Source organism: Lelliottia sp. AC1, assembly GCF_023278595.1.
GTDB classification, from domain to species: Bacteria; Pseudomonadota; Gammaproteobacteria; order Enterobacterales; family Enterobacteriaceae; genus Enterobacter; species Enterobacter nimipressuralis.
This window is the reverse complement of sequence record NZ_CP025699.1, coordinates 1,634,778-1,658,439: the sequence shown is the minus strand read 5'-3', so window position 1 is coordinate 1,658,439 and position 23,662 is coordinate 1,634,778. Positions and strand designations below refer to the sequence as shown.

The window sequence follows — 23,662 nt, the reverse complement described above, 5'->3', positions numbered from 1 at the left end:
CGTATTATTATCGTCGATGTGATTGTGACAGATTGATGACATATTTCCGGGAACCATTTCTCAAACTGATAGTTATCTCTTTTTACGCGGGCGAAAAAAGGTTTTATAATAAAACTATCAACCTCAGGAGTGACTGTGAAACGAACCCGTCTTGAAGAGAGTACCTGCCCCGTCGCCCGTTCGCTCGATATTATCGGCGACTGGTGGTCGCTGCTGATTGTGCGCGACGCCCTGCGCGGGCTGAAGCGCTTTGGGGAGTTCCAGAAAAGCCTCGGCATCGCCAAAAATATGCTTGCCACGCGCCTCAAGCTGCTGGTGGAAGAAGAGATTCTGGTGTTGCAGCCCGCCTCCGACGGCAGCGCCTGGCAGGAGTATGTCCTGACCGAAAAAGGCCGTGCCCTGCAGACAGTGCTGGTGGCGTTGTCCCAGTGGGGCAATGAATTTCTGTTCGCGGAAAACGAGCTGGGAAGCGTGCTGGTGGATGCCGAACACCGTCAGCCGCTGCGTAAGCTGGCGCTTATCGCGCACGATGGTCGCGAACTGACGCCGGACGAGGTGGTCCCAAAACTGTCTTAGCCCTTATTTTCAATACATTAGCCGTACCTTCGTCCTCCTTCTGACCGCAGAATAAAAATAATCTCCGCAAATTGGTTGCATTATAAAACCAAATATCTCACAGTTGATTCAGTTTCATATTGAAACCATTAACTCACTCCGCTTTGAGGTAACACGCAATGACAACTCAACACTCGACCGCGTTGATCACAGGGGCATCATCCGGTATTGGCGCGGTGTACGCCGATCGTTTCGCTGCGCGGGGCATCAACCTGGTGCTGGTCGCCCGCCGGGAAGATCGTCTGAACGCGCTGGCATCGCAACTGCGTGAACGCTATGGCGTTAACGTCGAGATTCTGGTTGCTGACCTGACACAAGAGACGGGGATCCGCGCCGTCGAGGAAGTACTGCACAGTAATACCGCCATCGACACGCTGGTCAATAATGCAGGCACGGCGCAAATGGCACCGTTCCTCGCCAGTGATGCCGCCTCGCATCAGGCCATCAATACTCTCAACACGACTGCGCTGATGCGTTTGACGCTCGCGGTTCTTCCACGTCTGGCGGAAAACCGTCGCGGTACGCTGATCAATATCGCCTCGGTGCTGTCGATCCACGCCCGTGCGGGCAGCGCGCTCTACAGCGCCACCAAAGCGTGGGTGCTCAACTTTACGCGCGGTTTGCAGGAAGAGTTTGCCGACAGCGGCGTGCGGATTCAGACCGTGTTACCTGCCGCCACCGCGACTGAAATCTGGGAAATTTCGGGTGTCTCGATGAACGATCTGCCGGAAGGATCGGTGATGACCACCGACAATATGGTCGATGCGGCACTGGCCGGGCTGGAGCAGGGTGAACTGATTACTATCCCGCCAATGCACGATGTGCAGCTGTGGGAGGACTATGAAGAGGCGCGTCTGGCCCTCTTCAACAGCGCGCGCACCGGCGTCCCGGCCCCACGTTATTTCAGTCGTTAAACTAGCGCTCCAGCTGGTCGCCGTACTCCCGCATCCAGGCGGCCAGCGGAGAGAGCGCGCTTTGTAACGTCAACCCTAACGCCGTGATCTGATACTCCACCCGCGGCGGGATTTCCGGATAAATGGTGCGCGACACCAGCCCACGCTGTTCAAATAATCGCAGCTGTTTGGTCAGCTCTTTTTGTGTGATGGGGGCGGCGGCGCGCAGCAAATCGCCAAAACGCACCGGGCTGTTCAGCACAATCAAACGATAGAGAATGGGGATTGCCCATTTGCCCGAAATCAAATTCACAAACTGCGTCATCGGACAGGATTCCGTCGCAGAATTTTTTTCGCAGGTTAGTTCGCCTGTTTGCGCCATAGCACACCCTTCGCCTCATTAGTATCCAAATGGTACCTAGTTTCTTTTGGATACTAACGTTTCTATAGTGCTTTCTCCAGTGACATTTCAGGAGATAACCATGGGTCGTTTAGCAGGTAAATATACGCTTATTACAGGGGGTACCAGCGGCATCGGTCTGGCGACAGCACAGGCGTTCATCGCCGAAGGAGCACACGTCGCGGTGACCGGACGTAACCCGGACACTCTGGCCGAGGCCCAGCGCGTGCTGGGGGACAACGCCTGGGTGATCGCCACCGACGCGGGGAATATTGCGGAACAGATACAGCTGGCAGATACCCTCGCCGCACGCTGGCCGCGACTGGATGCGGTGTTTATCAACGCCGGTGATGTGACGCACGGGCTGCTGGAAGAGTGGCGCGAAGAGGCGTGGGATCGGTTGATGGGCATTAACCTCAAAGGCCCGTTCTTTCTGGTGCAGGCCCTGCTGCCGCTGTTGAATAACCCTTCTTCGGTGATCCTGTGCGGATCGGTAAGCGCGCGGATCGGCTTACCCACCAGCAGCGTGTACGCGGCCAGTAAAGCAGGTCTGTTGTCGCTGGCGCGGACACTTTCTGCGGAACTTCTGCCACGTGGTATTCGCGTGAACGGCTTAAGCCCTGGTCCGGTAGAAACCCCGGCGCTGAACAAACTGGGGCTGAGCGCAGAGGCACAGAAAGCACTGCAGGGGGATATCGCAAGCCTGGTCCCACTTGGGCGTATGGGTACGCCGCAGGAACTGGCGAAAGCGGCGCTCTATCTCGCCTCCGATGAGTCCAGCTATACCGTGGGGATCGACCTGCTGGTGGATGGCGGAACCGGGAGTCTGTAATTTCACAGGCGCGATATAGCGGAATTCGTGCCGGTATATCGCGCCTGGTTTAATAAGCATTCAAATATAACTTCGCTGAATAATAGTCTGTTTCAATGTTATACTTACGAATAGTCTTAGGTGGTATTACAAAGGAATTAACCTTCTTGTCACAACGTAAATATATCACTGCAACGATAATTATCATTGCCTGCACAACGTCAATATTCGCAACGTTAATTTCACATGAAGTAAAGAATCTTCATGGTTATATGGGTTACATTGCCGAGAACGGGAAATCGGCCCTTTTCCATGAAGAATTTATTAATGAGGATATCGCCTATCGTTTATCTCGCGCGTTTTCTAAACAAGCGGCCTCAGGCGTGAATACTAAAGAAAAAGTAAAATCGCTCTGCAAGAATGTTGAAACTGTTGGCGAGATCAAAGGCTTTAATCTGGTGGCGAGAACGACCATCCTTCTGGAGGGGACCCTTCAGACGCGAAATACCGCCTGCGAAGCCTGGGGTCAGGATGTGCCCGCCCTGCCTGTCATCAATATGACGGAGACTGTAGCCTCGTCAAAATACACTTTTTCCAACTACACGGGCTACGCGTTTAATAGCACCCGATATTATATTGACCTCGTAAACAACTATATTTACATCAACCATCTGGTGAACACGTTTGATTACACCTTTGGTAACTGGCTGGTGGCCGACGGGGAAAGAATCAATCTCGTAAATAACCCGACCACCATTACGATAGATGATAACGCGCTGGAAGATCTGATCCAGGGCGAAAATATTGTGACGCACATTTATAAAGATGCCTATACCAGGAGAAATATTATTAGCATGATCAAGCCCGTATTTTTTGATGGAAAAATAAAAGGCCTGCTGATCACCGACATTAATATTCACGATCTGGCCACATCGTTTATTACCCCTGACCGCCCAATATTGTGGAAATTCCTTTCCCTCTATGTCACGGATAATACCACGGGGGGGAATATCATTTTCCATAAGCCGATCCTTAGGTCGCTGGATCTGATTAATTATAAAGATGAAATGACGCAGTACTATACCCTGCACGTTAAGCTCGATGCGATTTACGTGGTGATTTTGACTTTCTGGCTGGTGCTGCTTTACGTCCTGGCTACCGTGATGCTGCTGCGCTATGCCCGCAAACAGTTTATCCGTCAGAAATTACTCTCCCGCGATAATATTACCGATGTGTTAACCGGGCTGTATAACCGCAAAGTGATCACGCCAGAACTCAACCAAAAAATTCAGCTACTGGTGGAGAGAAATATTCCGGTCACGGTGATGGCTATCGATAGCGATGGACTCAAAAGAATCAATGACACCTTAGGCCATCATATGGGTGATAAGGCGATTCAGTCCCTGGGGCTCGCGCTGGCTCAGTCGATTCGCAAAAGCGATTACGGAATCCGGCTCGGCGGCGATGAGTTTTGTTTAATTCTGATCGACAATAATATTGATCGCTCCCGGGATATGATTGCGCGCATACAAGGTTATTTGCAGACCATTGATACGGAAAAAATGGTGGCGTTCTCCTGGGGGAGCTACCAGATGCGCGAGGGTGATACTCTCGAGGAGGCAATGCTGAAGGCGGACGCGCTGCTATATCAGCATAAACGGGCCAAATACGCAGATCGCCAGTAAATGGATGATGTGGCTGGAAAACGTGTGATCCGCGTGAACGGCTAAAGCCCTCCGGGAGAAAACCCGGCGCTGATGCCGATCACCGCGCCGACATACAGCGCCGCCCAAACGGCGGCAGAGATCAGGCTCACCGCGTAAACCTTCCCGACATTCACTCTGAGCATCCCCGCCGCCAGCGGTACGATGTAGCGCAGCACCGCCAGAAAACGGGCGGTGAACAACACTGCCACGCTGTTTTTCTCTAACTGATGCTGGATGCGTAAAAAGCGATCGGCATGTTTTGCACTCAGGCGCATCATCATCCGCGTATTGCCCATAAGCTGCCCCAGATGGTAATTCAACACTGAGCCGCACGTCGCACCCATCACCACGGCAAGCCAGGCCAGCGCGGGCGAAAGCGTTGTCTGACTGACGGTAATCCCACCCAGCAACATCAGCGACGCGGGCGGAAGAATGGAGGAGACAAACACCGTTGATTTGCAGAACGCCATTACCGCCAGCAAGGCGAACAGTTGCGCCGGATAGTGTGCAAAATGATTAAGCAAATTATTGAGCCATTCCATCGCAGCGCCTCTTTAGAAAGGGGAATCTGCTATTTAAAATGAAATGAATTAAATAAAACCTCAACGCGGATTAAATATATTTAACCTAAACCGTTCGTCAACATTATTGATATTTTAAAGCAGCATTTAAAAACTGGCGTATTATCCCTACCGCTTTACTACGATCTCGTTATGGCGAGGCTCCTGTACAAATACACGTTATCGCTCTGGTGGTTTCGAGAGAAACAACACAGGGTAAAACAGGCACTGTCGAATCAAGGCTTTGTCAGTATAACTTCCCTTCGGGGATACGGTGTACAGTGCTGAACCCAGGACGTGGGGATCTCCTCTTCGACATGCCCTGTCTTGCTCGCCCCTGAGAGATAATTATATTCAAAGGGAATTCACTATGTCTTACACCATCCATAATTCACTTCCGGCATTTAACGACAGCGCCATCGCGCAATATATGAATACCGATTTTATTGTCCTCGACGCCTCATTATGTGTCGCGCTGGCGCGTGAACATTTCTTCGCACAATTAAAAGATGACGATATTCCAACGCATATTTTTATTGAAAATAATGGCCGATTGGCTGGAATGATTTCGGTCAGAACGTTATTACAGGAAGCCAATACCGTTCAGGCCGTGAGCGCGCTGATGGTCTCTCAGTTTTTGCAGGTTAAACCCGACGATGAGCGTGCAGAAGTGGCCGCCCTGCTGAGCCATGCCGGTGTTGACGTGGTACCGGTGGTCACCCACGGGAAACTGGTGGGTTGTCTCACCGAGCGTGAAATTGCGCATTTGCTGGAAGATGACGTGACAGAAGATGCGCAGCGCCAGGGGGCAACGCTGCCGCTGGAGCGGCCTTACCTCGAAACCAGCGCCGTGCAGCTTTGGAAAAAACGTGCCGTATGGCTGCTGCTGCTGTTCGTCGCAGAGGCCTACACCAGCACCGTGCTTCAGCATTTTGAAGATGCTCTCGAATCCGCGATCGCCCTGGCGTTCTTTATTCCGTTGCTCATTGGCACCGGCGGCAACAGCGGCACGCAGATTACCTCCACGCTGGTCCGTGCGATGGCGCTGGGTGAGGTTGGGCTGAAAGACCTGGGACGCGTGCTGCGTAAAGAGATGACCACCTCGGTGATGATTGCCGTTACGCTCGGGCTGGCAGGCTGTGTGCGCGCCTGGATGATGGGCATTGGAATGGACATTACGCTTATCGTCAGCTTGACGCTGGTGTGCATCACCCTCTGGAGCGCCATTGTCTCGTCAGTGATCCCAATGGTGCTAAAACGCTGCGGCATCGACCCTGCCGTGGTATCCGCGCCGTTTATCGCCACCTTTATCGACGGAACAGGCCTGATTATCTATTTCAAAATCGCGCAGTACACGCTGGGACTGGAGTGACCGGCGCGTAGCCTGAACAAAAGCCTCGTGAGAGCCGGGAATGCGCCCCCGGCTCTCGCAACATCTTTCGTCGTGTAGTGATCCACATTCCCATCATTCAACCACATCGGTAGCGTCCCGCCCTTCATCGGGCTAAAACTCTCCTTTCCGTGAGTTGCTGGCGACGACTGAACAGGCTATGGATTGAACCAAAGAAGATTCTGATGAAAAGAGAGCAAAAAAAAAGGGGTTACCTTTCGGTAACCCCTTTTTTCGTATTTGGCGGAAGCGTAGAGATTCGAACTCTAGAACCCTTTCGGGTCGCCGGTTTTCAAGACCGGTGCCTTCAACCGCTCGGCCACGCTTCCGGTATGGGGCGCACTATAAACACCTCCGTACTTCGTGTAAAGCATCAATGTGTTCGTTTGCTTCAAAAATAGCCAAAACGATGTTAATCGGTTGAAATAACAACGCATTGGCTATTTTGTCAGCACAAAATAGCCCATTCCCGCCTTAATGCTTTTTGATGTACATGTCCTTCGTGAAGTAATAACCCAGTTTATCCGGCGTAAATCCACCCACCCATGGCTTTATTAAATGCGTACGGACGTAGTGATACACCGGAATAGCGGGCACATCCTGGCCCAACAGGTCTTCCGCCTGCTGGTAGAACTTGCCGCGCTCCTCGGTGGTTTTCGCTTTCGCCGCATCCACCAGCGCTTTGTCATAGGCCGGGTTGCTGTACTGGCTGGTGTTTTCGCTGTCGCCGGTGCGGAAATTGTTCAGGAAGGTCGCGGCGTCATCGTAGTCGGCAATCCAGGCGTAGCGCACGGCATCAAAATTGTGCGTGTGCATGGTGTCCAGCATGGTTTTCCACTCCTGATTTTGCAGCTTCGCTTCCACGCCGAGATTTTTCTTCCACATTGAGCTGGCGGCGATGGCGATACGCTGATGGGATTCCGACGTGTTATAGAGCAGATTGAAACTGAGCGGATGGCTGTCGTTGAATCCCGCTTCGCTGAGCAGTTTTTTCGCTTCTGCGATGCGTTTGTCGATTGGCCAGCTCGCGTACTCCGGCGCCTTAAGTTTCACGCCGCCGATGTCCGGCTGACTGATCACCCACGCCGGGCTCTGCCCCTGCCCTAATACTTTCTCGGCAATAATGTCCTTATCCAGGGCCATGTTTAACGCTTTACGCACCCGCACGTCGTTGAACGGCGGTCGGGTGGTGTTGAATTCGTAGTAATAGGTGGCGAGCTGCGGGGAGACATCCAGCTCTGCGCCCAGCGTTTTCTTCAGTTGGGCAAACTGGTTAATGGGCACCGTATAGACGATATCAATCTCACCCGCTTTGTAGCGGTTTACGTCCGAGGCTTCAGAGGTGATCGGCAGATACGTCACTTTATTGATCACCGTGTGGGCGTTATCCCAGTAGCGCGGGTTACGTTCAGCAACGATGCGTTCGTTGACCACCCACTGTGAGAGTTTGTACGCGCCGCTGCTGACAAAGTGCTCGGGTTTGGTCCACTTGTCGCCGAAGCGGCTTATCAGCACTTTATCGACCGGCACCAGCGACGGGTGCGCCAGCATGGCGAGGAACGCCGCATTCGGCTGTGTCAGCGTCACTTCGAGGGTGGTGTCGTTAATCGCCTTCACGCCCAGCGTGTCGGGCTTTTGCTTGCCCTGCGCGATATCGGTCGCATTCACAATATGCATGTTGCCAGGGTAGCTGGCGTAGGGTGACGCGGTGTTAGGATCAACCAGACGCTGCCAGCTCCAGACAATATCCTGAGCGGTAATCGCAGAGCCGTCACTCCAGGTGATGCCAGGGCGCAAGTGGAAGGTCCAGACGGTGTTGTCTTTATTTTCCCATTTCTCTGCCAGGCGCGGCTGAATTTCCCCCGCCGGTGAGACACTCACCAGCCCTTCGAACAAATCACTGATAATATTGAATTCGACATCGCTTTCGACTTTGTGGGGATCGAGCGATGCCGGCTCACTGCCGTTATTCCTGACCAGTTCCTGTTTCTCTGCCAGCTGCGTTCCTGCTGGTACACTGGCCGCCCAGGCCATTGTGCTGGCGCACAAGATCCCTGCCGTCAGTAAAGAGAGTGTAAAGTGAGTGCGTGATGCTGATTTCATTGTTTCGCCTTATTGTGGGTTTTTGACGATGCGTATTCACTCTTAACGCTCAAAGATAAATAAGGCAATATTTTTCAGTAACCTATAAGATGTTGATCTGATTAAATTCGTCAAACCGATATTCATTCTGTTGAAATGGATTTCTTTGAAACAAAGCACCAGCACAGGCCTTAAGGTGCTGAGTAAAGATGGGTAAAACCACTTTGTAACTGGCAAGACCTTTCTTATTCTTGCCGTTAATTACATCTGTCATAAGAGAGTGACTCATGGATCGTATTATTAGTTCTTCACGCGACCGCACATCGCTACTCAGCACCCACAAAGTGCTGCGCAATACCTATTTCATGCTCAGCCTGACCCTGGCGTTTTCCGCCATTACCGCAACGGCCAGCACCGTGCTGATGCTGCCGTCTCCGGGCCTGATTCTGACACTGGTGGGCATGTATGGTCTGATGTTCCTGACCTACAAAACCGCTGACAAACCGATTGGTATTCTGTCTGCGTTCGCTTTCACCGGCTTCCTGGGTTATATCCTGGGACCGATCCTCAACGCCTATCTGTCTGCGGGCATGGGTGATGTGATTGGCATGGCGCTGGGTGGTACGGCACTGGTGTTCTTCTGCTGCTCCGCTTACGTCCTGACGACCCGTAAAGACATGTCTTTCCTCGGCGGAATGCTGATGGCGGGTATTGTGATTGTACTGGTCGGCATGGTGGCAAACATCTTCCTGCAGCTGCCTGCCCTGCACCTGGCGATTAGCGCGGTGTTCATCCTGATCTCCTCCGGGGCGATCCTGTATGAAACCAGCAACATCATTCACGGCGGCGAAACGAACTACATTCGCGCTACCGTGAGCCTGTATGTGTCGCTGTACAACATCTTCGTCAGCCTGTTGAGCATCCTGGGCTTCGCCAGCCGCGATTAACAGACAGTGCGTCGAATCAAGCCCCGCTTATGCGGGGCTTTGTTTTTTGGTACACTGCGCGGGTTTTCGATTGACGTGTGAATGACTATGTTGAGCTTTGAAGGTAAAGAGATAGAAACCGATAACGACGGCTATCTGAAAGAGAGCAGCCTGTGGAGCGAAGGCCTTGCAGAGGTGATTGCCGAGAAAGAGGCTATTACCCTGACGACGGAGCACTGGGAAGTAGTGCGCTTTGTGCGCGACTTTTATCTGGAATTCAACACCTCTCCCGCCATCCGTATGCTGGTGAAGGCGATGGCCAACAAGTTTGGCGAAGAGAAAGGCAATAGCCGCTATCTGTATCGCCTGTTCCCGAAAGGGCCAGCGAAACAGGCGACCAAAATCGCCGGTTTGCCCAAGCCCGTGAAGTGTATTTAATAGCGAATACCGAAATCCACATAGTCGCGGCCGGGTTGATGCGGCTCGGTTAATACCTTTTCAACCCGCGCACTGCGTGGCCCGCCCGCTTTCAGCCAGGCGACCAGTTTTTCGACTTGCTCAGCGTCACCACAGGCCACCACCTCCACGCTGCCGTCATCCATATTGCGCGCATAGCCCGTCAGCCCAAGCTGTAACGCTTCGCGCTGCGTACTGTAGCGAAACCCGACGCCCTGAACGGTGCCGTGAACCCAGGCGATTGTGCAGACTTTTGACATCATCGTTCCCCTTAATCCTGTCTGGCGCGTTGCATTTCCCCACTGAACTCGGGAAAATGGCCGCCAATTCATTGAATCAACAGAATAGCAAATTATGAGTGTACGTTTAGTGTTAGCCAAAGGGCGCGAGAAATCATTATTGCGCCGTCATCCCTGGGTGTTTTCTGGTGCCGTTGCCCGCATGGAAGGGAAAGCCAGCCTCGGTGAAACCATCGATATTGTTGACCATCAGGGGAAATGGTTAGCGCGCGGCGCATACTCGCCTGCTTCACAGATCCGTGCGCGTGTCTGGAGCTTTGATAAAGACGAAACCATCGATATCGCCTTCTTCACCCGCCGTTTACAGCAGGCGCAGGAGTGGCGTGACTGGCTGGCGAAACGTGACGGGCTGGACAGCTATCGACTGATTGCCGGCGAGTCCGACGGTCTGCCGGGCGTGACCATCGACCGCTTCGGCAACTTCCTGGTGCTTCAGCTCCTGAGCGCAGGCGCAGAGTATCAGCGCGCCGCGTTAATCAGTGCCCTGCAGGGCCTTTACCCTGACTGCGCTATTTACGATCGCAGCGATGTCGCGGTGCGTAAAAAAGAGGGTATGGAGCTGACGCAAGGTCCGGTCACCGGTGAACTGCCGCCTGCCCTGCTGCCTATTGAAGAACATGGTATGAAGCTGTACGTCGACATCCAGGGTGGCCATAAAACCGGCTATTACCTCGATCAGCGCGACAGCCGCCTGGCGACGCGTCAGTACGTTGCGAATAAACGCGTGCTGAACTGCTTCTCCTACACCGGCGGATTTGCCGTTTCGGCACTGATGGGCGGGTGCAGCCAGGTGGTCAGCGTCGACACCTCGCAGGAAGCGCTGGACGTGGCGAAACAGAACGTTGAGCTGAACAAGCTGGATCTGAGCAAAGCCGAATTTGTCCGCGATGACGTGTTCAAGCTGCTGCGCAAATACCGCGATCAGGGGGAGAAATTCGATGTCATCGTGATGGACCCGCCGAAGTTCGTGGAAAACAAAAGCCAGCTGATGGGCGCCTGCCGTGGCTATAAAGACATCAACATGCTTGCCATTCAGCTGCTCAATCCAGGCGGCATTTTGCTGACCTTCTCCTGCTCAGGCCTGATGACCACCGATTTATTTCAGAAACTGATCGCAGATGCCGCTGTAGATGCGGGCCGTGATGTACAATTTATAGAGCAGTTCCGTCAGGCGGCCGATCATCCGGTGATCGCTACCTACCCGGAAGGGCTGTATCTGAAAGGGTTTGCCTGTCGCGTCATGTAGCTTGAAAAGTGGAATGTTGCCCATACATCTGATGTAAGTAACATTTCCCGGGAGGTGACTATGATTGCCAGCAAATACGGTATCGGCCAGCAGGTGCGCCACTCCCTGTTAGGGTATCTGGGTGTGGTGGTGGATATTGACCCGGAATACTCCCTTGATGAACCGTCAGCGGATGAGCTGGCGGTAAACGCCGAGCTTCGCGCCGCACCCTGGTACCATGTGGTCATGGAAGACGACGATGGCCAGCCGGTTCACACTTATCTCGCCGAAGCGCAGTTAAGCAGTGAACTGCAAAAGGAACATCCGGAGCAGCCTTCAATGGATGAACTGGCCCAGACCATCCGCAAACAGCTCCAGGCCCCGCGCCTGCGGAACTAACCTGAAAAAAGCCCGAATCGCTCGGGCTTTTTTTATTACTTCGCCAGACCCAGACGCGGAATATCGATCGCCGGGCAGCGATCCATCACCACGTTTAATCCCGCATCGCGCGCCAGCACGGCCGCCTGTTCGTTAATTACGCCCAGCTGCATCCACAGGGTTTTCGCGCCAATGGCAATCGCCTCTTGCGCCACACCCCAGGCCGCCTCGGAGTTACGGAACACATCCACCATGTCCACCTTTTCAGGCACATCCGCAAGGGTGGCGTACCCCTGCTGCCCCAGCAGAGTTTTACCCGCGACTTTTGGTGAAACAGGGATGACGTGATAGCCCTGGTCGAGAAGATATTTCATCACCCGATAGCTCGGGCGATCGGGTTTATCACTGGCGCCCACCAGCGCAATGGTATGGGTCGAGGTCAGAATGCTGACAATATCGTTCTCTTTCATAATGTTTCTCCTGGCTTTTTTTTAAGTGTACGTCAAAGCACATCAGGCAACCATTCATCCCATACATCTGTATGAGGGCAAAACCCGGGAATATGTCTATATGTTAGTAAACGTGTTTATCGAAAAATTTAGATACATTATTACGACGAAAGACTTTTCGACAGGAGCATCCTATGAAGACCGGCATTGCCTCTGCTGTGATTGCATTATTGATGCCGGTCTGCGTATATGCCACGACGCTGCGATTATCTACCGACATCGATCTGCTGGTGCTGGACGGTAAAAAAGTGTCCAGTTCGCTCCTGCGCGGTGCCGACAGCATTGAGCTGGATAACGGGCCGCACCAGATCGTCTTTCGCGTCGAAAAAAACATTCGCCTCTCCAACCACGAACAACGTCTCTATATCTCCCCGCCGCTGGTGGTGAGCTTCAACACGCAGAAGATCAGTCAGGTTAATTTTAATCTACCGCGGCTGGAAACGGAAAAAGAGTCCGACGCTTTTGAGGCCGCACCGAAACTGGAATTACTCGACGGCGATGCGATGCCCATTCCGGTGAAACTGGATATTCTCGCCCTCACCAAAACGCCGAAGGGGCTGGATTACGAAGCGGATACGGAGCGCTATAACAAAGCGGGTAAAACGGCGTCGTTGCCGAAATTTGCAACCATGATGGCGGATGACAGCACGCTGCTGTCCGGTGTTTCGGAGCTGGACGTGATTCCGCCGCAGTCGCAGACGCTTACCGAGCAGCGTCTCAAATTTTGGTTCCAGCAGGCCGATCCCGACACCCGCACGCGATTTTTACAGTGGGCAAAGCAACAACCTTCGTCTTAAGCCGCATTTTTTTGCCCTTTCTCTTGCAGCCTCAGGCGGTTCCCGTCATCGTGTAGCCAGTTAACCTGAACCTGACGGAAAGAGATTATGGAACTGACGACACGTACCCTGCCAGAGCGCAAACACATTGCTCTGGTCGCGCACGATCACTGCAAAAAAATGCTGCTGAACTGGGTTCAGCGCCACCAGGCCCTGCTTGAAAAGCACACCCTTTCGGCAACGGGCACCACCGGCAATCTGATCCAACGTGAAACAGGATTAAACGTGAACGCCATGCTGAGCGGCCCGATGGGTGGCGACCAGCAGGTGGGCGCGCAGATTTCGGAAGGGAAAATTGATGTGCTGATTTTCTTCTGGGACCCGCTGAACGCGGTGCCGCACGATCCGGATGTGAAGGCCTTGCTGCGCCTGGCAACCGTCTGGAATATCCCGGTCGCCACTAACCTCTCTACTGCGGACTTTATTATTGAGTCACCGCAGTTCAACGCGCCGATTGAGATCCTGATTCCGGATTATCCGCGCTATCTGGCTGAGCGCTTGAAGTAAGTGTTTGCCGGGCGGCGGCTCCGCCTGTCCCGGCTTTTACCCTTAAGGCTTCTTCGCCACCGGCACATCGATATTCTTCAGGATCTCCACGAAGCGTGAGGGTTCGTCTTTGTTAAACAACAGCCAGACGCGATGCCGTGCGCGCGTGATGGCCACATACAGAAGACGTCGCTCTTCTGCATCCGGGAAATCCTCTACCACAGGCAGCAGCGCCTGCTCCATCACCGATTCCCGAGCCGGTGCCGGGAAGCCGTCACTCCCCTCCTGCAGCCCCAGTACAATCACGTAATCTGCCTGTTGCCCTTTGCTGGCATGAATGGTCATGAAATCGAGCGTGAGCTTAGGCCAGCGCGTGGCGGCTTTCTCGAGGATCGCCGGTTTCAGATGGTGATAACGCGCCAGCACCAAAATCCGCTCCTCGGCTTTGACATACCCACTCATCTTATCAAGCAAGGGTTCCAGCTGATCCTGGGGCAACAGCGTCACCGCTTTTTTATCCCCGGCGGAGAGACTGTTCAGGGGTTTCACCAGCTGATGGGGGTTCTGCTGAATAAAGCGGTTGGCGATTTCGCCGATGCGCGAGTTAAAACGGTACGTGGTGTCGAGATCGCTGCGGTCACCCTCGCCAAAATAGTGGTGGAACGCCGTGGTCAGCGACAGCTGCGCGCCGCTAAAGCGGTAAATTGCCTGCCAGTCATCGCCCACCGCGAAGAGTGAGGTGTGTTTGTTTTGCGCGCGCAGCGCCGCCAGCAGCGCCGCACGCTGTGGGGAGATATCCTGAAACTCGTCCACCAGAATATGCTTCCACGGACTCACGAAACGCCCCTTTTCGAGGATGATAATTGCCTGATGAATTAACCCCGAGAAATCCACAGCATTCTCTTCTTTCAGCGCTGATTTCCAGGCTTTGAGAAGCGGGGCTAGCAGTTTGACGCGTTTGGAAAACAGGGCCCGCACCTCTTCTGGCGCATTCTCAATCATCTCCGCTTGTGAGCCACCGTGCATGCGCATCAGGCTCACCCAGCGATCGAGGCGCGAACCGAGACGGCGCGCCAGTTTCTCATCCTGCCAGAAACTGCCTTCCGGCACAGTCCAGTTCAACTCTTCTTCCAGCCACTGCCGCCACCCTTTTGCCTGCGCCTTTTTCTCACTGCATTGCTGCTGCCATGTGGTGACAAACAGCGACAGCCTGGCCTGGGTGTCGTTTTCCAGCTGACTGATAACCGGCACTTTTTTGCTGCCCTGCTGGATAATATACAGCGCCAGCGCATGGAAGGTTCGCGCGCTGATATCACGCGTGTGCAAACGTTCCTGAATGCGCTCGTCCATCTCCTGCGCCGCCTTGCGGCCAAAGGCCAGGAGCAAAATCTGATCCGCCGTTGCTTCACCTCGGGCGAGCAACCATCCAGCTCGCGCCACCAGCACAGAGGTCTTACCGCTGCCCGCACCCGCAAGCACCAGCAGCGAGTGCTCTCCGTTCACCACCGCACGCGCCTGAGCCGGATTTAACGGCGACGATTCGATATTTTTGAAAAACTCAGCGTGCTGGGCCAGCATCTCATCCGTCCAGGCCTGGTTGTGCGCCAGTCGGCTTCGATCGATATCCGTCAGCCATGCTTTACATTTGCGCCACGGCTCGCGGCAGTTTTCAAACTCATCAAGACGAGAAACAGGCAGTGGCAGCGCGGTCAGCGCCTGCTGAATGCGCTGCTGCATCCCCGCCGTCTGGGCGCGGGTCAGCCATTTTTTTTGCTCCTGACTCTCCGCGATATCCGCCAAAACCTGCTGCAATACCTGCTCAGCCACCAGGCTCATCTCTGTGCTCCACTGCTGCCAGAGAGAATTCAGATGATGATGAAAGCGCTGAGTTTCAGCCCATTCCGTACCGTGCAGACGCACGACTTTATCGGCAGGCAGGACGAACTCCAGCTCGCCCCACACCAGGCCGCGCTTGCAGTGAATGGCCAGCAACTGATTGAATGGAATAAGATATTCGTGGCGTTCGCCGGAAACTTTCACCCCGGCGTTGAGTAGGACAACCTTGTCGTACGGATGTTGCGCCAGGCGCTTGCCTAATGATGTTGCTTTTAGTTCCATGTCCAGCCTGATCCACGAAGTGATAGTTTGCTCATTAGTTTAACCGCCAGTTTTCAGGTGCTCCAGCCTAAAAAAACGTTACAATCATCAGGCTTTAATCATATCGAAAGGAAGTGAGGGTTTATGCGTACCGTTCTGAATATTTTGAATTTTGTCCTTGGCGGTTTTGCCACCACTCTTTCCTGGCTTTTCGCCACTCTGGTCAGCATCGTGCTGATCTTCACGCTTCCCCTGACGCGTTCGTGCTGGGAGATCACCAAACTCTCGCTGGTGCCCTACGGAAATGAAGCGGTTCACGTTGATGAACTCAACCCGGACAGCAAAAGTGTGCTGATGAATACGGGCGGCACGCTGCTTAATATTTTATGGCTGATCTTCTTTGGCTGGTGGTTGTGCCTGATGCACATCGCGGTCGGGATTACCCAGTGTATTACGATTATCGGTATCCCGGTCGGTATCGCCAACTTCAAGATTGCCGCGATTGCGCTCTGGCCCGTCGGTCGCCGCGTGGTTCCCGTGGAAGTCGCCCAGGCCGCACGTGAAGCCAATGCCCGTCGTCGTTTTCAGTAAATAAGGATACGCCGCCTTTATGCTAAGCCCTTTGCTTCGCAGATACACATGGAACAGTGCCTGGCTCTATAACGTCAGGATTTTTATCGCGCTTTGCGGTGCGGCTGCCGTGCCGTGGTGGCTGGGTGAGATTAAGCTCACGATCCCTCTCACTCTGGGAGTGGTAGCCGGAGCACTGGCCGATCTGGACGATCGTCTGGCCGGGCGGCTGCGTAACCTGGTGATTACGCTGATCTGCTTTTTCATCGCCTCCGCGTCTGTAGAACTGCTCTTCCCGTGGCCCTGGCTTTTTGCCCTTGGGCTGATGATCTCCACCAGCGGTTTTATTTTGCTGGGCGGGCTGGGGCAGCGCTACGCCACCATTGCCTTTGGCGCGTTGCTGATTGCGATCTATACCATGCTGGGCGTTTCCCTCTACGACCAGTGGTACCAACAGCCCCTGCTGCTGTTGGTGGGCGCAATCTGGTATAACCTGCTGACCTTAACCGGGCACCTTATCTTTCCGATTCGCCCTTTGCAGGATAATCTCGCCCGCAGCTACGAGCAGCTGGCGCACTACCTGGAACTGAAATCCAGGCTCTTCGATCCTGACATTGAAGAAGAGAGCCAGGCGCCGCTTTACGATCTGGCGCTGGCCAACGGCCGGTTGGTTACCACACTGAATCAGACTAAAGCCTCCCTGCTGACGCGTCTTCGTGGCGATCGCGGCCAGCGCGGCACGCGGCAAACGCTGCATTACTACTTCGTCGCCCAGGATATACATGAGCGCGCCAGCTCATCGCATATCCAGTACGCCGCGCTGCGCGAGAAGTTTCGCTATAGCGACGTGATGTTCCGCTTCCAGCGGATGCTGTCGATGCAGTCTCAGGCCTGCCAGCAACTTGCGCGATCGATTCTGTTGCGTACCCCCTACCAACATGACCCTCGCTTCGAGCGTGCCTTCAGCCATCTTGATGCGGCACTCGACCGGGTACAGGCCAGCGGCACATCGCCAGAACAGATGAAAGCGCTGGGGTTCTTGCTCAGCAATTTACGCGCCATCGATGCGCAGCTTGCGACTATTCAGTCCGAGCAGGCGCTGTCAGTGCCGGGTAGTGAGGTCGAAAATCAGCTTGCCGATGACAGTCCGCACGGCTTCGCGGATATGTGGCTGCGGTTAAGCCGCAACTTCACGCCGGAATCGGCGCTGTTCCGCCATGCCGTGAGAATGTCTGCTGTGCTGTGCGTCGGTTACGCCTTTATTCAGATAACCGGCCTGCATCACGGCTACTGGATTTTGCTCACCAGCCTGTTTGTTTGCCAGCCGAACTATAACGCCACCCGCCATCGACTGGCGCTACGCGTGATCGGCACGCTGGTCGGCGTCGCAATCGGCCTGCCGGTGCTGTACTTTGTTCCTTCCGTTGAAGGGCAACTGATCCTGATAGTCATTACGGGCGTGCTGTTCTTCGCCTTCCGTAATGTTCAGTATGCCCATGCCACCATGTTTATTACCCTTCTGGTGCTGCTGTGCTTTAACCTGCTGGGCGAAGGGTTTGAAGTCGCTCTGCCACGCGTGATCGATACGTTGATAGGCTGTGCGATTGCCTGGGCCGCGGTCAGTTTTATCTGGCCGGACTGGCGTTTTCGCAATCTGCCACGCGCCCTGGATCTCGCCATGAATGCGAACTGTCGCTATCTGGATGCGATCCTTGAGCAATATCATCAGGGCCGCGATAACCGTCTGGCGTATCGCATTGCCCGACGGGATGCCCATAACCGCGATGCAGAACTGGCGTCGGTGGTGTCAAACATGTCAACGGAGCCGCGTGCTACCGCAGAAATCCGGGAAGTCGCCTTTCGTCTGCTGTGTCTGAACCACACCTTCACCAGTTACATTTCAACGTTGGGCGCGCATCGTGAGCAGCTAACCGATCCAAACATCCTCGCACTGTTGGATGACGCGGTATGCTACGTTGACGATGCTCTCCATCATCGTCCCGCAGACGAACCGCGCGTGCAGAGTGCCATAGACGAACTGAGCCAGCGCATTGCGCATTGCGATCCTGGTTCGGATAACAAGGCGCCACTCATACTCCAACAAATCGGTCTGCTCATTGCACTTCTGCCCGAAATCTGCCGGTTGCAGCAGCAGATTGCTACCTATCGGAATGATTATCCGGGAGTAAAGGAAGCGCATTAAACCACTCCGTTAGCTCCCGGCGTCTGACCGTCGGGAGCGCAGCTTCATGCGTTCCTTCTATTGCCCCTGCCAGCGCAAACAATACTCTGATCCCCAGGTTCTTATTTCTGGCCCTGATTTTCAGCCAGCACTCCTCTGCCCCTAGCGCCCTCAGCATGGTTTCACTGGTGACGCCAGCTTCGCAGAGAAGCACTTCAATTTGAAACGTCAGGTTGGGCAAATCTTTAAGTCGCCGCCTCTGATGCCGTAGAGAGCGCTCCTGACGGGCGGCTTCAAGTGCAAAACTGGAAAGTTGCAATAACCTTTCCCTGTCCTGCCATAGCCCGTCATCCACCCGGTAATAGTTCAGCAGTACAGGCCTGCCCCGTTTTAATAGGGTTAAAAATGAAGAGGACTGTTTTACACAGTACTGAGCGCTTTGTTCACAGGCACGCAGGTAAAGCTCACCATCAGAGACCATCGCAAACACGGCTTCATTCACCGCCAGGGTATACCCGCCGAAAAGGGCACGATGATGGATTTCACCCAACGGAGAGAGGTATTCCTGGGACTTATAGATCCGTTCATAAGATATCTTTTTCATGATATTCACCATATAAATCAAACATTAACGATGTGTTTTTCTTACTACCGGATCCGTTAGCAGGAAAATAGAAAACTTATTGTCACTCGGCAAGATTATTTTGCAGGACACGCCAATATCGAACCAATTTTGCGAGACGCTTTCCGAAAATGAGGTTGATCTTTAGACGTACAGGGGTTACTGTATATTCATACAGTAACTACAGGGCTGGAATGATTATGCACACTTCAAACTATGCAAATCGCTTAACCTCTTTTTCTTCTTCCGCGGGTAATGGCGCGCAGAAAACCTCCGGGCGTGTGTCTACCGGTTTGATCAGTGAAATCGTATATCGCGAAGACCAGCCCTTGATGACGCAGCTGCTTTTATTGCCGCTTTTACAACAACTTGGTCAGCAGTCACGCTGGCAGCTGTGGCTAACCCCGCAGCAGAAATTGAGCCGCGAATGGGTGCAGTCGGCGGGCCTGCCGCTCACCAAAATGATGCAAAGCAGCCTGGTTTCGCCATGTCATACGGTTGATTCGATGGTTCGCGCTTTGCGCACCGGAAATTACAGTGTGGTAATCGGTTGGTTGTCAGAGGAATTGACGGAGGAAGAGCATTTTCGTCTGGCTGAAGCTGCTGAAGAAGGTGATGCGATCGGGTTCATTATGCGCCCAATTCGTCTTGATTCTCTCGGCAGAGGACACCTGTCCGGGCTAAAAATTCACTCTAATTTGTATCATTGAGTAAATTTAAGAGTATTCCTGGAACTTTTTTTGACAGTCGTAAGTGCAAATAGTTCCTTGACTAAAAACTTCGACAACGCTTGTCTGGCGCGGTTTCCGTTAATTTTACTGCATAAAATACTCGCAAAAAATGTTAAATATTTTGTATACGGAACTTTTTTTTTCATATGCCTGACAGAGTTCACACTTGTAAGTTTTCAACTACGTTGTAGACTTTACATCGCCAGGGGTGCTCGGTCTAAGCCGAAGATATCGGTAGAGTTACTAGTTTGAGCTCGCCCCCCGGTGAAGGATTTAACCGTGATTTCTCGACGAGATCTTCATGGCGATTTTTGGATGATAACGAGGCGCAAAAAATGAAAAAGACAGCTATCGCGATTGCAGTGGCACTGGCTGGCTTCGCTACCGTAGCGCAGGCCGCTCCGAAAGATAATACCTGGTATGCAGGTGGCAAACTGGGCTGGTCTCAGTTCCACGACACTGGCTGGTACAACAGCTCCCTGAATAACGATGGCCCAACTCACGAAAGCCAGCTCGGTGCAGGTGCGTTTGGTGGCTATCAGGTTAACCCGTATGTTGGCTTTGAAATGGGTTACGACTGGTTAGGTCGTATGCCATACAAAGGCGACACCGTTAACGGCGCATTCAAAGCTCAAGGCGTACAGCTGACCGCTAAACTGGGTTACCCAGTGACTGACGATCTGGACGTTTATACTCGTCTGGGCGGCATGGTATGGCGCGCTGACTCCAGCAACAGCCGTTCTGGCGACGACCACGACACTGGTGTTTCTCCAGTATTCGCTGGTGGCGTAGAGTGGGCAATGACCCGTGACATCGCTACCCGTCTGGAATACCAGTGGGTTAACAACATCGGCGACGGTAACACCGTTGGCGTTCGTCCTGACAACGGCATGCTGAGCGTAGGTGTTTCCTACCGTTTCGGCCAGCAGGAAGATGCAGCTCCGATCGTTGCTCCAGCTCCGGCTCCAGCTCCAGAAGTACAGACCAAGCACTTCACTCTGAAGTCTGACGTTCTGTTCAACTTCAACAAAGCAACTCTGAAACCAGAAGGTCAGCAGGCACTGGATCAGCTGTACACCCAGCTGAGCAACCTCGACCCTAAAGATGGTTCTGTAGTTGTTCTGGGCTTCACCGACCGTATCGGTTCTGACGCATACAACCAGAACCTGTCCGAGAAACGTGCTCAGTCTGTAGTTGATTACCTGGTATCTAAAGGTATCCCAGCTAACAAGATCTCCCCACGTGGTATGGGCGAATCTAACCCAGTGACTGGCAATACCTGTGACAACGTGAAAGCTCGCGCTGCACTGATCGACTGCCTGGCACCAGATCGTCGCGTTGAGATCGAAGTTAAAGGTATCAAAGACGTTGTAACTCAGCCTGCGGCATAAGTTATCGTCTTATAAAAAAACCCCGCTATGCGGGGTTTTTTATTGGCCAAAGAAAATGAGAAACTATTTTTTACCCAGCATCGCCTGAAGGTCATTTTTAAGCGTAGACATCTGGCTCGCGTATTTCTCTTTATGCTCCGCATCTTCAATGAGCTGGACGATCGTTTCCGATAAGGTTTTCCCGCGCCGTTGAGCAAGCCCCGCTAATCGCTGCCAGACCATAAACTCCAGGTCGATAGACTTCTTACGCGTGTGCTGATGCTCCGCGTTGAAATGGCGTTTGCGGCGCGCACGAATGGTCTGCTTCATGCGGTTTAGCAGAGCAGGATTGATGTGTTTCTCGATCCAGCCGTTGACCTGCACCGGCTCATTTTCGAGGGTCAGCAATAAATCTACCGCTTCTTTTGCAGCACTGGCTTCGATGTAGCAGGTGATCAGCTCGCCTTCTCGATGCTTTTTGACCAGATACTTCCATTTCCAGCCGCTTTCGAGATTTTCCAGTTGTTGATATTTCATCGCGATCTCAGTGTTACCTCGTAACTATGTTCAGAATATCAGTTTTTTGGCAATCTGCTGAAAAGAAATCATATCCTGTGACCCCTTACCGCGCATTCCCCGCCTGAAATCCCTAATACCACGTGGGAATGGATCAAGGCTTGCGGTATAATCCACCGTTTTACATCTAACTAAAAAACATCAACTTTGACCATTACGAAACTAGCATGGCGTGACCTGGTTCCTGATACTGAGAGCTATCAGGAACTGTTTGCACAGCCAGACCTCGCAAAAGAACACGACTTCATCCTTAGCGATACGCAACCGCGTTTACATTACGCGCTTGAACAGACGTTAAGCCCATGGACAACCTCCCCCTTCATGTTACTGAAGGCGCCAGAAGAAGCTGAATACCTGGCTCTGATGGCCGATGCCGTGCGTCAATTGCAACCAGAAACGGACACCGTTTTTGGCGGACAATATCGTATCGTGGGAAGTGATGTCACTTTCGAACCCGCCACGCAGGCTGATGATAATTTTGCCGCTACCGGCGAGGTCATTACCGCCGAGTGGGCAGAAGCGGAGCAATTGTTTGGCTGTCTTCGTCACTTTAACGGTCAGCTCAGTATCCAGCCGGGCCTGGTGCACAAAGCCAACGGCGGTGTCCTGATCATCTCTCTGCGAACGCTGCTTGCACAGCCGCTGCTGTGGATGCGTCTGAAGAACATTGTTGCACATCAGCGTTTCGACTGGATTGCCTATGATGAGTCCCGCCCGCTGCCTGTCGCCATTCCATCGATGCCCCTGTCACTGAAAGTGATTTTGGCTGGCGATCGTGAGTCTCTGGCGGATTTCCAGGAGATGGAGCCGGAACTTGCCGATCAGGCCGTTTACACCGAATTTGAAGATAACATCCAGATCGCCGATGCAGACGACGTGACACAATGGTGCCAATGGGTGCTGACCGTCGCGGCACGTTATGCTCTTCCGATCCCTGCCGCAGATGCCTGGACAGGTCTTATTCGTGAAGCTGCACGTGACACGGGCGATCAGGAAACTCTGCCACTCTGTCCGCTGTGGATCAGCAAGCAACTGCGCGAAACAGGCGTCATTAGCGGGCCGGGTACTTTTACCGGTGAGCAGTTCGCCCAGATGCTGGCACAGCGCGAATGGCGGGAAGGGTATCTCGCGGATCGTATGCAGGATGAAATCCTGCTGGAACAGATCTTCGTTGAAACCGAAGGCGAGCGTGTGGGGCAAATCAACGCCCTGTCTGTCATTGAGTTCCCTGGTCATCCGCGTGCCTTTGGCGAACCTTCACGTATCAGCTGCGTCATCCACATTGGCGACGGCGAATTTACTGACGTCGAGCGCAAAGCCGAGCTGGGCGGGAACATTCATGCTAAGGGCATGATGATTATGCAGGCCTTCCTGATGTCACAGCTTCAGCTGGAGCAACAGCTACCCTTCTCCGCCTCACTGACCTTTGAGCAGTCTTACAGTGAAGTGGACGGCGACAGCGCGTCTATGGCTGAGCTTTGTGCTGTTATCAGTGCGCTTGCGGATGTGCCGGTTAATCAAAGCATTGCTATCACCGGCTCTGTCGATCAGTTTGGTCGTGCTCAGCCGGTTGGCGGTCTGAATGAGAAAATCGAAGGCTTCTTCTCTATTTGCCAGCAGCGTGGATTGAGTGGCAAACAGGGCGTGATTATTCCTGCGCCAAACGCACGTCATCTGAGCCTGAGCCAGGCGGTACTGGATGCGGTGGATGCAGAGCAATTCAGTATCTGGGCCATCGACGATGTCACGGATGCGCTACCCTTACTGACAAATCAGGTCTGGGATGGCGAAGTGCAAACAACGCTGATGCAAACTATCCAGGAGCGTATCGCTCAGGCGATGCAACAGGATGCTCGTCATCGTTATCCATGGCCGTTACGCTGGTTAAGCTGGTTTAGCCCGAACTGATCGGACTTGTTCAGCGTACACGTGTTAGCTATCC

General features: G+C 53.4%; 24 protein-coding genes, 1 tRNA gene and 1 riboswitch. Of the genes, 16 read left to right on the top strand and 9 right to left on the bottom strand.

Annotated elements, in window-relative coordinates:
• Positions 1–135 precede the first annotated feature (135 nt).
• Together C0560_RS07670 and C0560_RS07665 are read left to right on the top strand one after the other, a co-directional pair.
• Positions 136–576 carry a helix-turn-helix domain-containing protein gene (locus C0560_RS07670; protein WP_248859941.1) on the top strand — a complete coding sequence of 147 codons (441 nt, stop codon included), beginning with the start codon at positions 136–138 and terminating at the stop codon, positions 574–576.
• Between the two features lie 158 nt (positions 577–734).
• Positions 735–1,529, top strand: a complete 795-nt coding sequence (locus C0560_RS07665) for an SDR family oxidoreductase (RefSeq protein ID WP_248859940.1) — start codon at positions 735–737, stop codon at positions 1,527–1,529.
• A gap of 1 nt (position 1,530) precedes the next feature.
• Here C0560_RS07665 and C0560_RS07660 read toward each other — a convergent pair whose 3' ends face one another.
• The gene (locus tag C0560_RS07660; protein ID WP_100780665.1) at positions 1,531–1,890 is read right to left on the bottom strand and encodes a helix-turn-helix domain-containing protein; all 360 of its coding nucleotides are present in this window, start codon (positions 1,888–1,890) and stop codon (positions 1,531–1,533) included.
• A 100-nt stretch (positions 1,891–1,990) separates the two neighbouring features.
• Here C0560_RS07660 and C0560_RS07655 point away from each other — a divergent pair, with 100 nt between their 5' ends.
• Together C0560_RS07655 and dgcJ are read left to right on the top strand one after the other, a co-directional pair.
• Positions 1,991–2,740, top strand: a complete 750-nt coding sequence (locus C0560_RS07655; protein WP_248859939.1) for an SDR family oxidoreductase — start codon at positions 1,991–1,993, stop codon at positions 2,738–2,740.
• 146 nt (positions 2,741–2,886) lie between these two features.
• Positions 2,887–4,404 carry a diguanylate cyclase DgcJ gene (dgcJ, locus tag C0560_RS07650; RefSeq protein ID WP_248859938.1) on the top strand — a complete coding sequence of 506 codons (1,518 nt, stop codon included), beginning with the start codon at positions 2,887–2,889 and terminating at the stop codon, positions 4,402–4,404.
• 41 nt (positions 4,405–4,445) lie between these two features.
• Here the strand turns inward: dgcJ and C0560_RS07645 are convergent, their stop codons facing one another.
• Positions 4,446–4,967 carry a DedA family protein gene (locus C0560_RS07645; RefSeq protein WP_248859937.1) on the bottom strand — a complete coding sequence of 174 codons (522 nt, stop codon included), beginning with the start codon at positions 4,965–4,967 and terminating at the stop codon, positions 4,446–4,448.
• A 158-nt stretch (positions 4,968–5,125) separates the two neighbouring features.
• A riboswitch (M-box (ykoK) riboswitch) is annotated at positions 5,126–5,295 on the top strand.
• 60 nt (positions 5,296–5,355) lie between these two features.
• Between C0560_RS07645 and C0560_RS07640 the strand changes: the two genes are divergently transcribed.
• The gene (locus tag C0560_RS07640) at positions 5,356–6,357 is read left to right on the top strand and encodes a magnesium transporter (RefSeq protein WP_102105583.1); all 1,002 of its coding nucleotides are present in this window, start codon (positions 5,356–5,358) and stop codon (positions 6,355–6,357) included.
• Between the two features lie 259 nt (positions 6,358–6,616).
• Here the strand turns inward: C0560_RS07640 and C0560_RS07635 are convergent.
• Positions 6,617–6,704: transfer RNA gene (locus C0560_RS07635), tRNA-Ser, on the bottom strand.
• 145 nt (positions 6,705–6,849) lie between these two features.
• On the bottom strand, positions 6,850–8,478 hold the full coding sequence (locus C0560_RS07630) for an ABC transporter substrate-binding protein (protein WP_248859935.1): 1,629 nt from the start codon (positions 8,476–8,478) through the stop codon (positions 6,850–6,852).
• 266 nt (positions 8,479–8,744) lie between these two features.
• On the opposite strand from C0560_RS07630, the gene yccA reads away from it, so the two are divergent.
• Both yccA and tusE read left to right on the top strand, forming a co-directional pair.
• Positions 8,745–9,404 carry an FtsH protease modulator YccA gene (gene yccA / locus C0560_RS07625; protein ID WP_100780672.1) on the top strand — a complete coding sequence of 220 codons (660 nt, stop codon included), beginning with the start codon at positions 8,745–8,747 and terminating at the stop codon, positions 9,402–9,404.
• A gap of 87 nt (positions 9,405–9,491) precedes the next feature.
• Positions 9,492–9,821 (top strand): sulfurtransferase TusE, encoded by a 330-nt coding sequence (gene tusE, locus C0560_RS07620; protein ID WP_248860260.1) that lies wholly within the window; start codon positions 9,492–9,494, stop codon positions 9,819–9,821.
• On the opposite strand, the gene yccX is transcribed toward tusE, so the two are convergent.
• Positions 9,818–10,099, bottom strand: coding sequence for an acylphosphatase (gene yccX, locus C0560_RS07615; RefSeq protein ID WP_100780674.1), 282 nt, complete (start codon positions 10,097–10,099; stop codon positions 9,818–9,820). The genes tusE and yccX overlap by 4 nt on opposite strands.
• A gap of 94 nt (positions 10,100–10,193) precedes the next feature.
• Here yccX and rlmI point away from each other — a divergent pair, with 94 nt between their 5' ends.
• Positions 10,194–11,384, top strand: a complete 1,191-nt coding sequence (gene rlmI / locus C0560_RS07610) for a 23S rRNA (cytosine(1962)-C(5))-methyltransferase RlmI (RefSeq protein ID WP_100780675.1) — start codon at positions 10,194–10,196, stop codon at positions 11,382–11,384.
• Positions 11,385–11,444: 60 nt separating this feature from the next.
• Positions 11,445–11,762: a heat shock protein HspQ gene (gene hspQ / locus C0560_RS07605; protein ID WP_100780676.1), complete on the top strand. Its 318-nt coding sequence runs from the start codon at positions 11,445–11,447 to the stop codon at positions 11,760–11,762.
• A 35-nt stretch (positions 11,763–11,797) separates the two neighbouring features.
• Here hspQ and C0560_RS07600 read toward each other — a convergent pair whose 3' ends face one another.
• Positions 11,798–12,211 carry a CoA-binding protein gene (locus C0560_RS07600; protein ID WP_181827584.1) on the bottom strand — a complete coding sequence of 138 codons (414 nt, stop codon included), beginning with the start codon at positions 12,209–12,211 and terminating at the stop codon, positions 11,798–11,800.
• 173 nt (positions 12,212–12,384) lie between these two features.
• Here C0560_RS07600 and C0560_RS07595 point away from each other — a divergent pair, with 173 nt between their 5' ends.
• Together C0560_RS07595 and mgsA are read left to right on the top strand one after the other, a co-directional pair.
• Entirely contained in the window at positions 12,385–13,047 is a 663-nt protein-coding gene (locus C0560_RS07595) for a DUF2057 family protein (RefSeq protein ID WP_100780678.1), read from the top strand.
• Positions 13,048–13,134: 87 nt separating this feature from the next.
• Complete coding sequence (gene mgsA / locus C0560_RS07590) at positions 13,135–13,593, top strand: methylglyoxal synthase (RefSeq protein ID WP_100780679.1); 459 nt, start codon at positions 13,135–13,137, stop codon at positions 13,591–13,593.
• A gap of 42 nt (positions 13,594–13,635) precedes the next feature.
• Here the strand turns inward: mgsA and helD are convergent, their stop codons facing one another.
• A complete protein-coding gene (gene helD, locus C0560_RS07585; protein WP_248859933.1) occupies positions 13,636–15,690 on the bottom strand; it encodes a DNA helicase IV in 2,055 nt (684 codons plus the stop codon).
• 123 nt (positions 15,691–15,813) lie between these two features.
• Here helD and C0560_RS07580 point away from each other — a divergent pair, with 123 nt between their 5' ends.
• Complete coding sequence (locus tag C0560_RS07580) at positions 15,814–16,260, top strand: YccF domain-containing protein (RefSeq protein ID WP_100780681.1); 447 nt, start codon at positions 15,814–15,816, stop codon at positions 16,258–16,260.
• Between the two features lie 19 nt (positions 16,261–16,279).
• Positions 16,280–18,442: a YccS family putative transporter gene (gene yccS / locus C0560_RS07575; RefSeq protein ID WP_248859931.1), complete on the top strand. Its 2,163-nt coding sequence runs from the start codon at positions 16,280–16,282 to the stop codon at positions 18,440–18,442.
• Here yccS and C0560_RS07570 read toward each other — a convergent pair.
• The gene (locus C0560_RS07570; RefSeq protein ID WP_248859929.1) at positions 18,399–19,025 is read right to left on the bottom strand and encodes a TfoX/Sxy family DNA transformation protein; all 627 of its coding nucleotides are present in this window, start codon (positions 19,023–19,025) and stop codon (positions 18,399–18,401) included. The genes yccS and C0560_RS07570 overlap by 44 nt on opposite strands.
• A gap of 218 nt (positions 19,026–19,243) precedes the next feature.
• Between C0560_RS07570 and sulA the strand changes: the two genes are divergently transcribed.
• Both sulA and ompA read left to right on the top strand, forming a co-directional pair.
• Positions 19,244–19,753 carry an SOS-induced cell division inhibitor SulA gene (gene sulA, locus C0560_RS07565; protein WP_181827581.1) on the top strand — a complete coding sequence of 170 codons (510 nt, stop codon included), beginning with the start codon at positions 19,244–19,246 and terminating at the stop codon, positions 19,751–19,753.
• Positions 19,754–20,109: 356 nt separating this feature from the next.
• Positions 20,110–21,165, top strand: a complete 1,056-nt coding sequence (gene ompA / locus C0560_RS07560; protein ID WP_107703919.1) for a porin OmpA — start codon at positions 20,110–20,112, stop codon at positions 21,163–21,165.
• A gap of 63 nt (positions 21,166–21,228) precedes the next feature.
• Here ompA and matP read toward each other — a convergent pair whose 3' ends face one another.
• Positions 21,229–21,681, bottom strand: coding sequence for a macrodomain Ter protein MatP (matP, locus tag C0560_RS07555; RefSeq protein ID WP_100780685.1), 453 nt, complete (start codon positions 21,679–21,681; stop codon positions 21,229–21,231).
• Positions 21,682–21,867: 186 nt separating this feature from the next.
• Between matP and C0560_RS07550 the strand changes: the two genes are divergently transcribed.
• Positions 21,868–23,628 (top strand): Lon protease family protein, encoded by a 1,761-nt coding sequence (locus C0560_RS07550; RefSeq protein ID WP_248859928.1) that lies wholly within the window; start codon positions 21,868–21,870, stop codon positions 23,626–23,628.
• Positions 23,629–23,662: the final 34 nt, after the last annotated feature.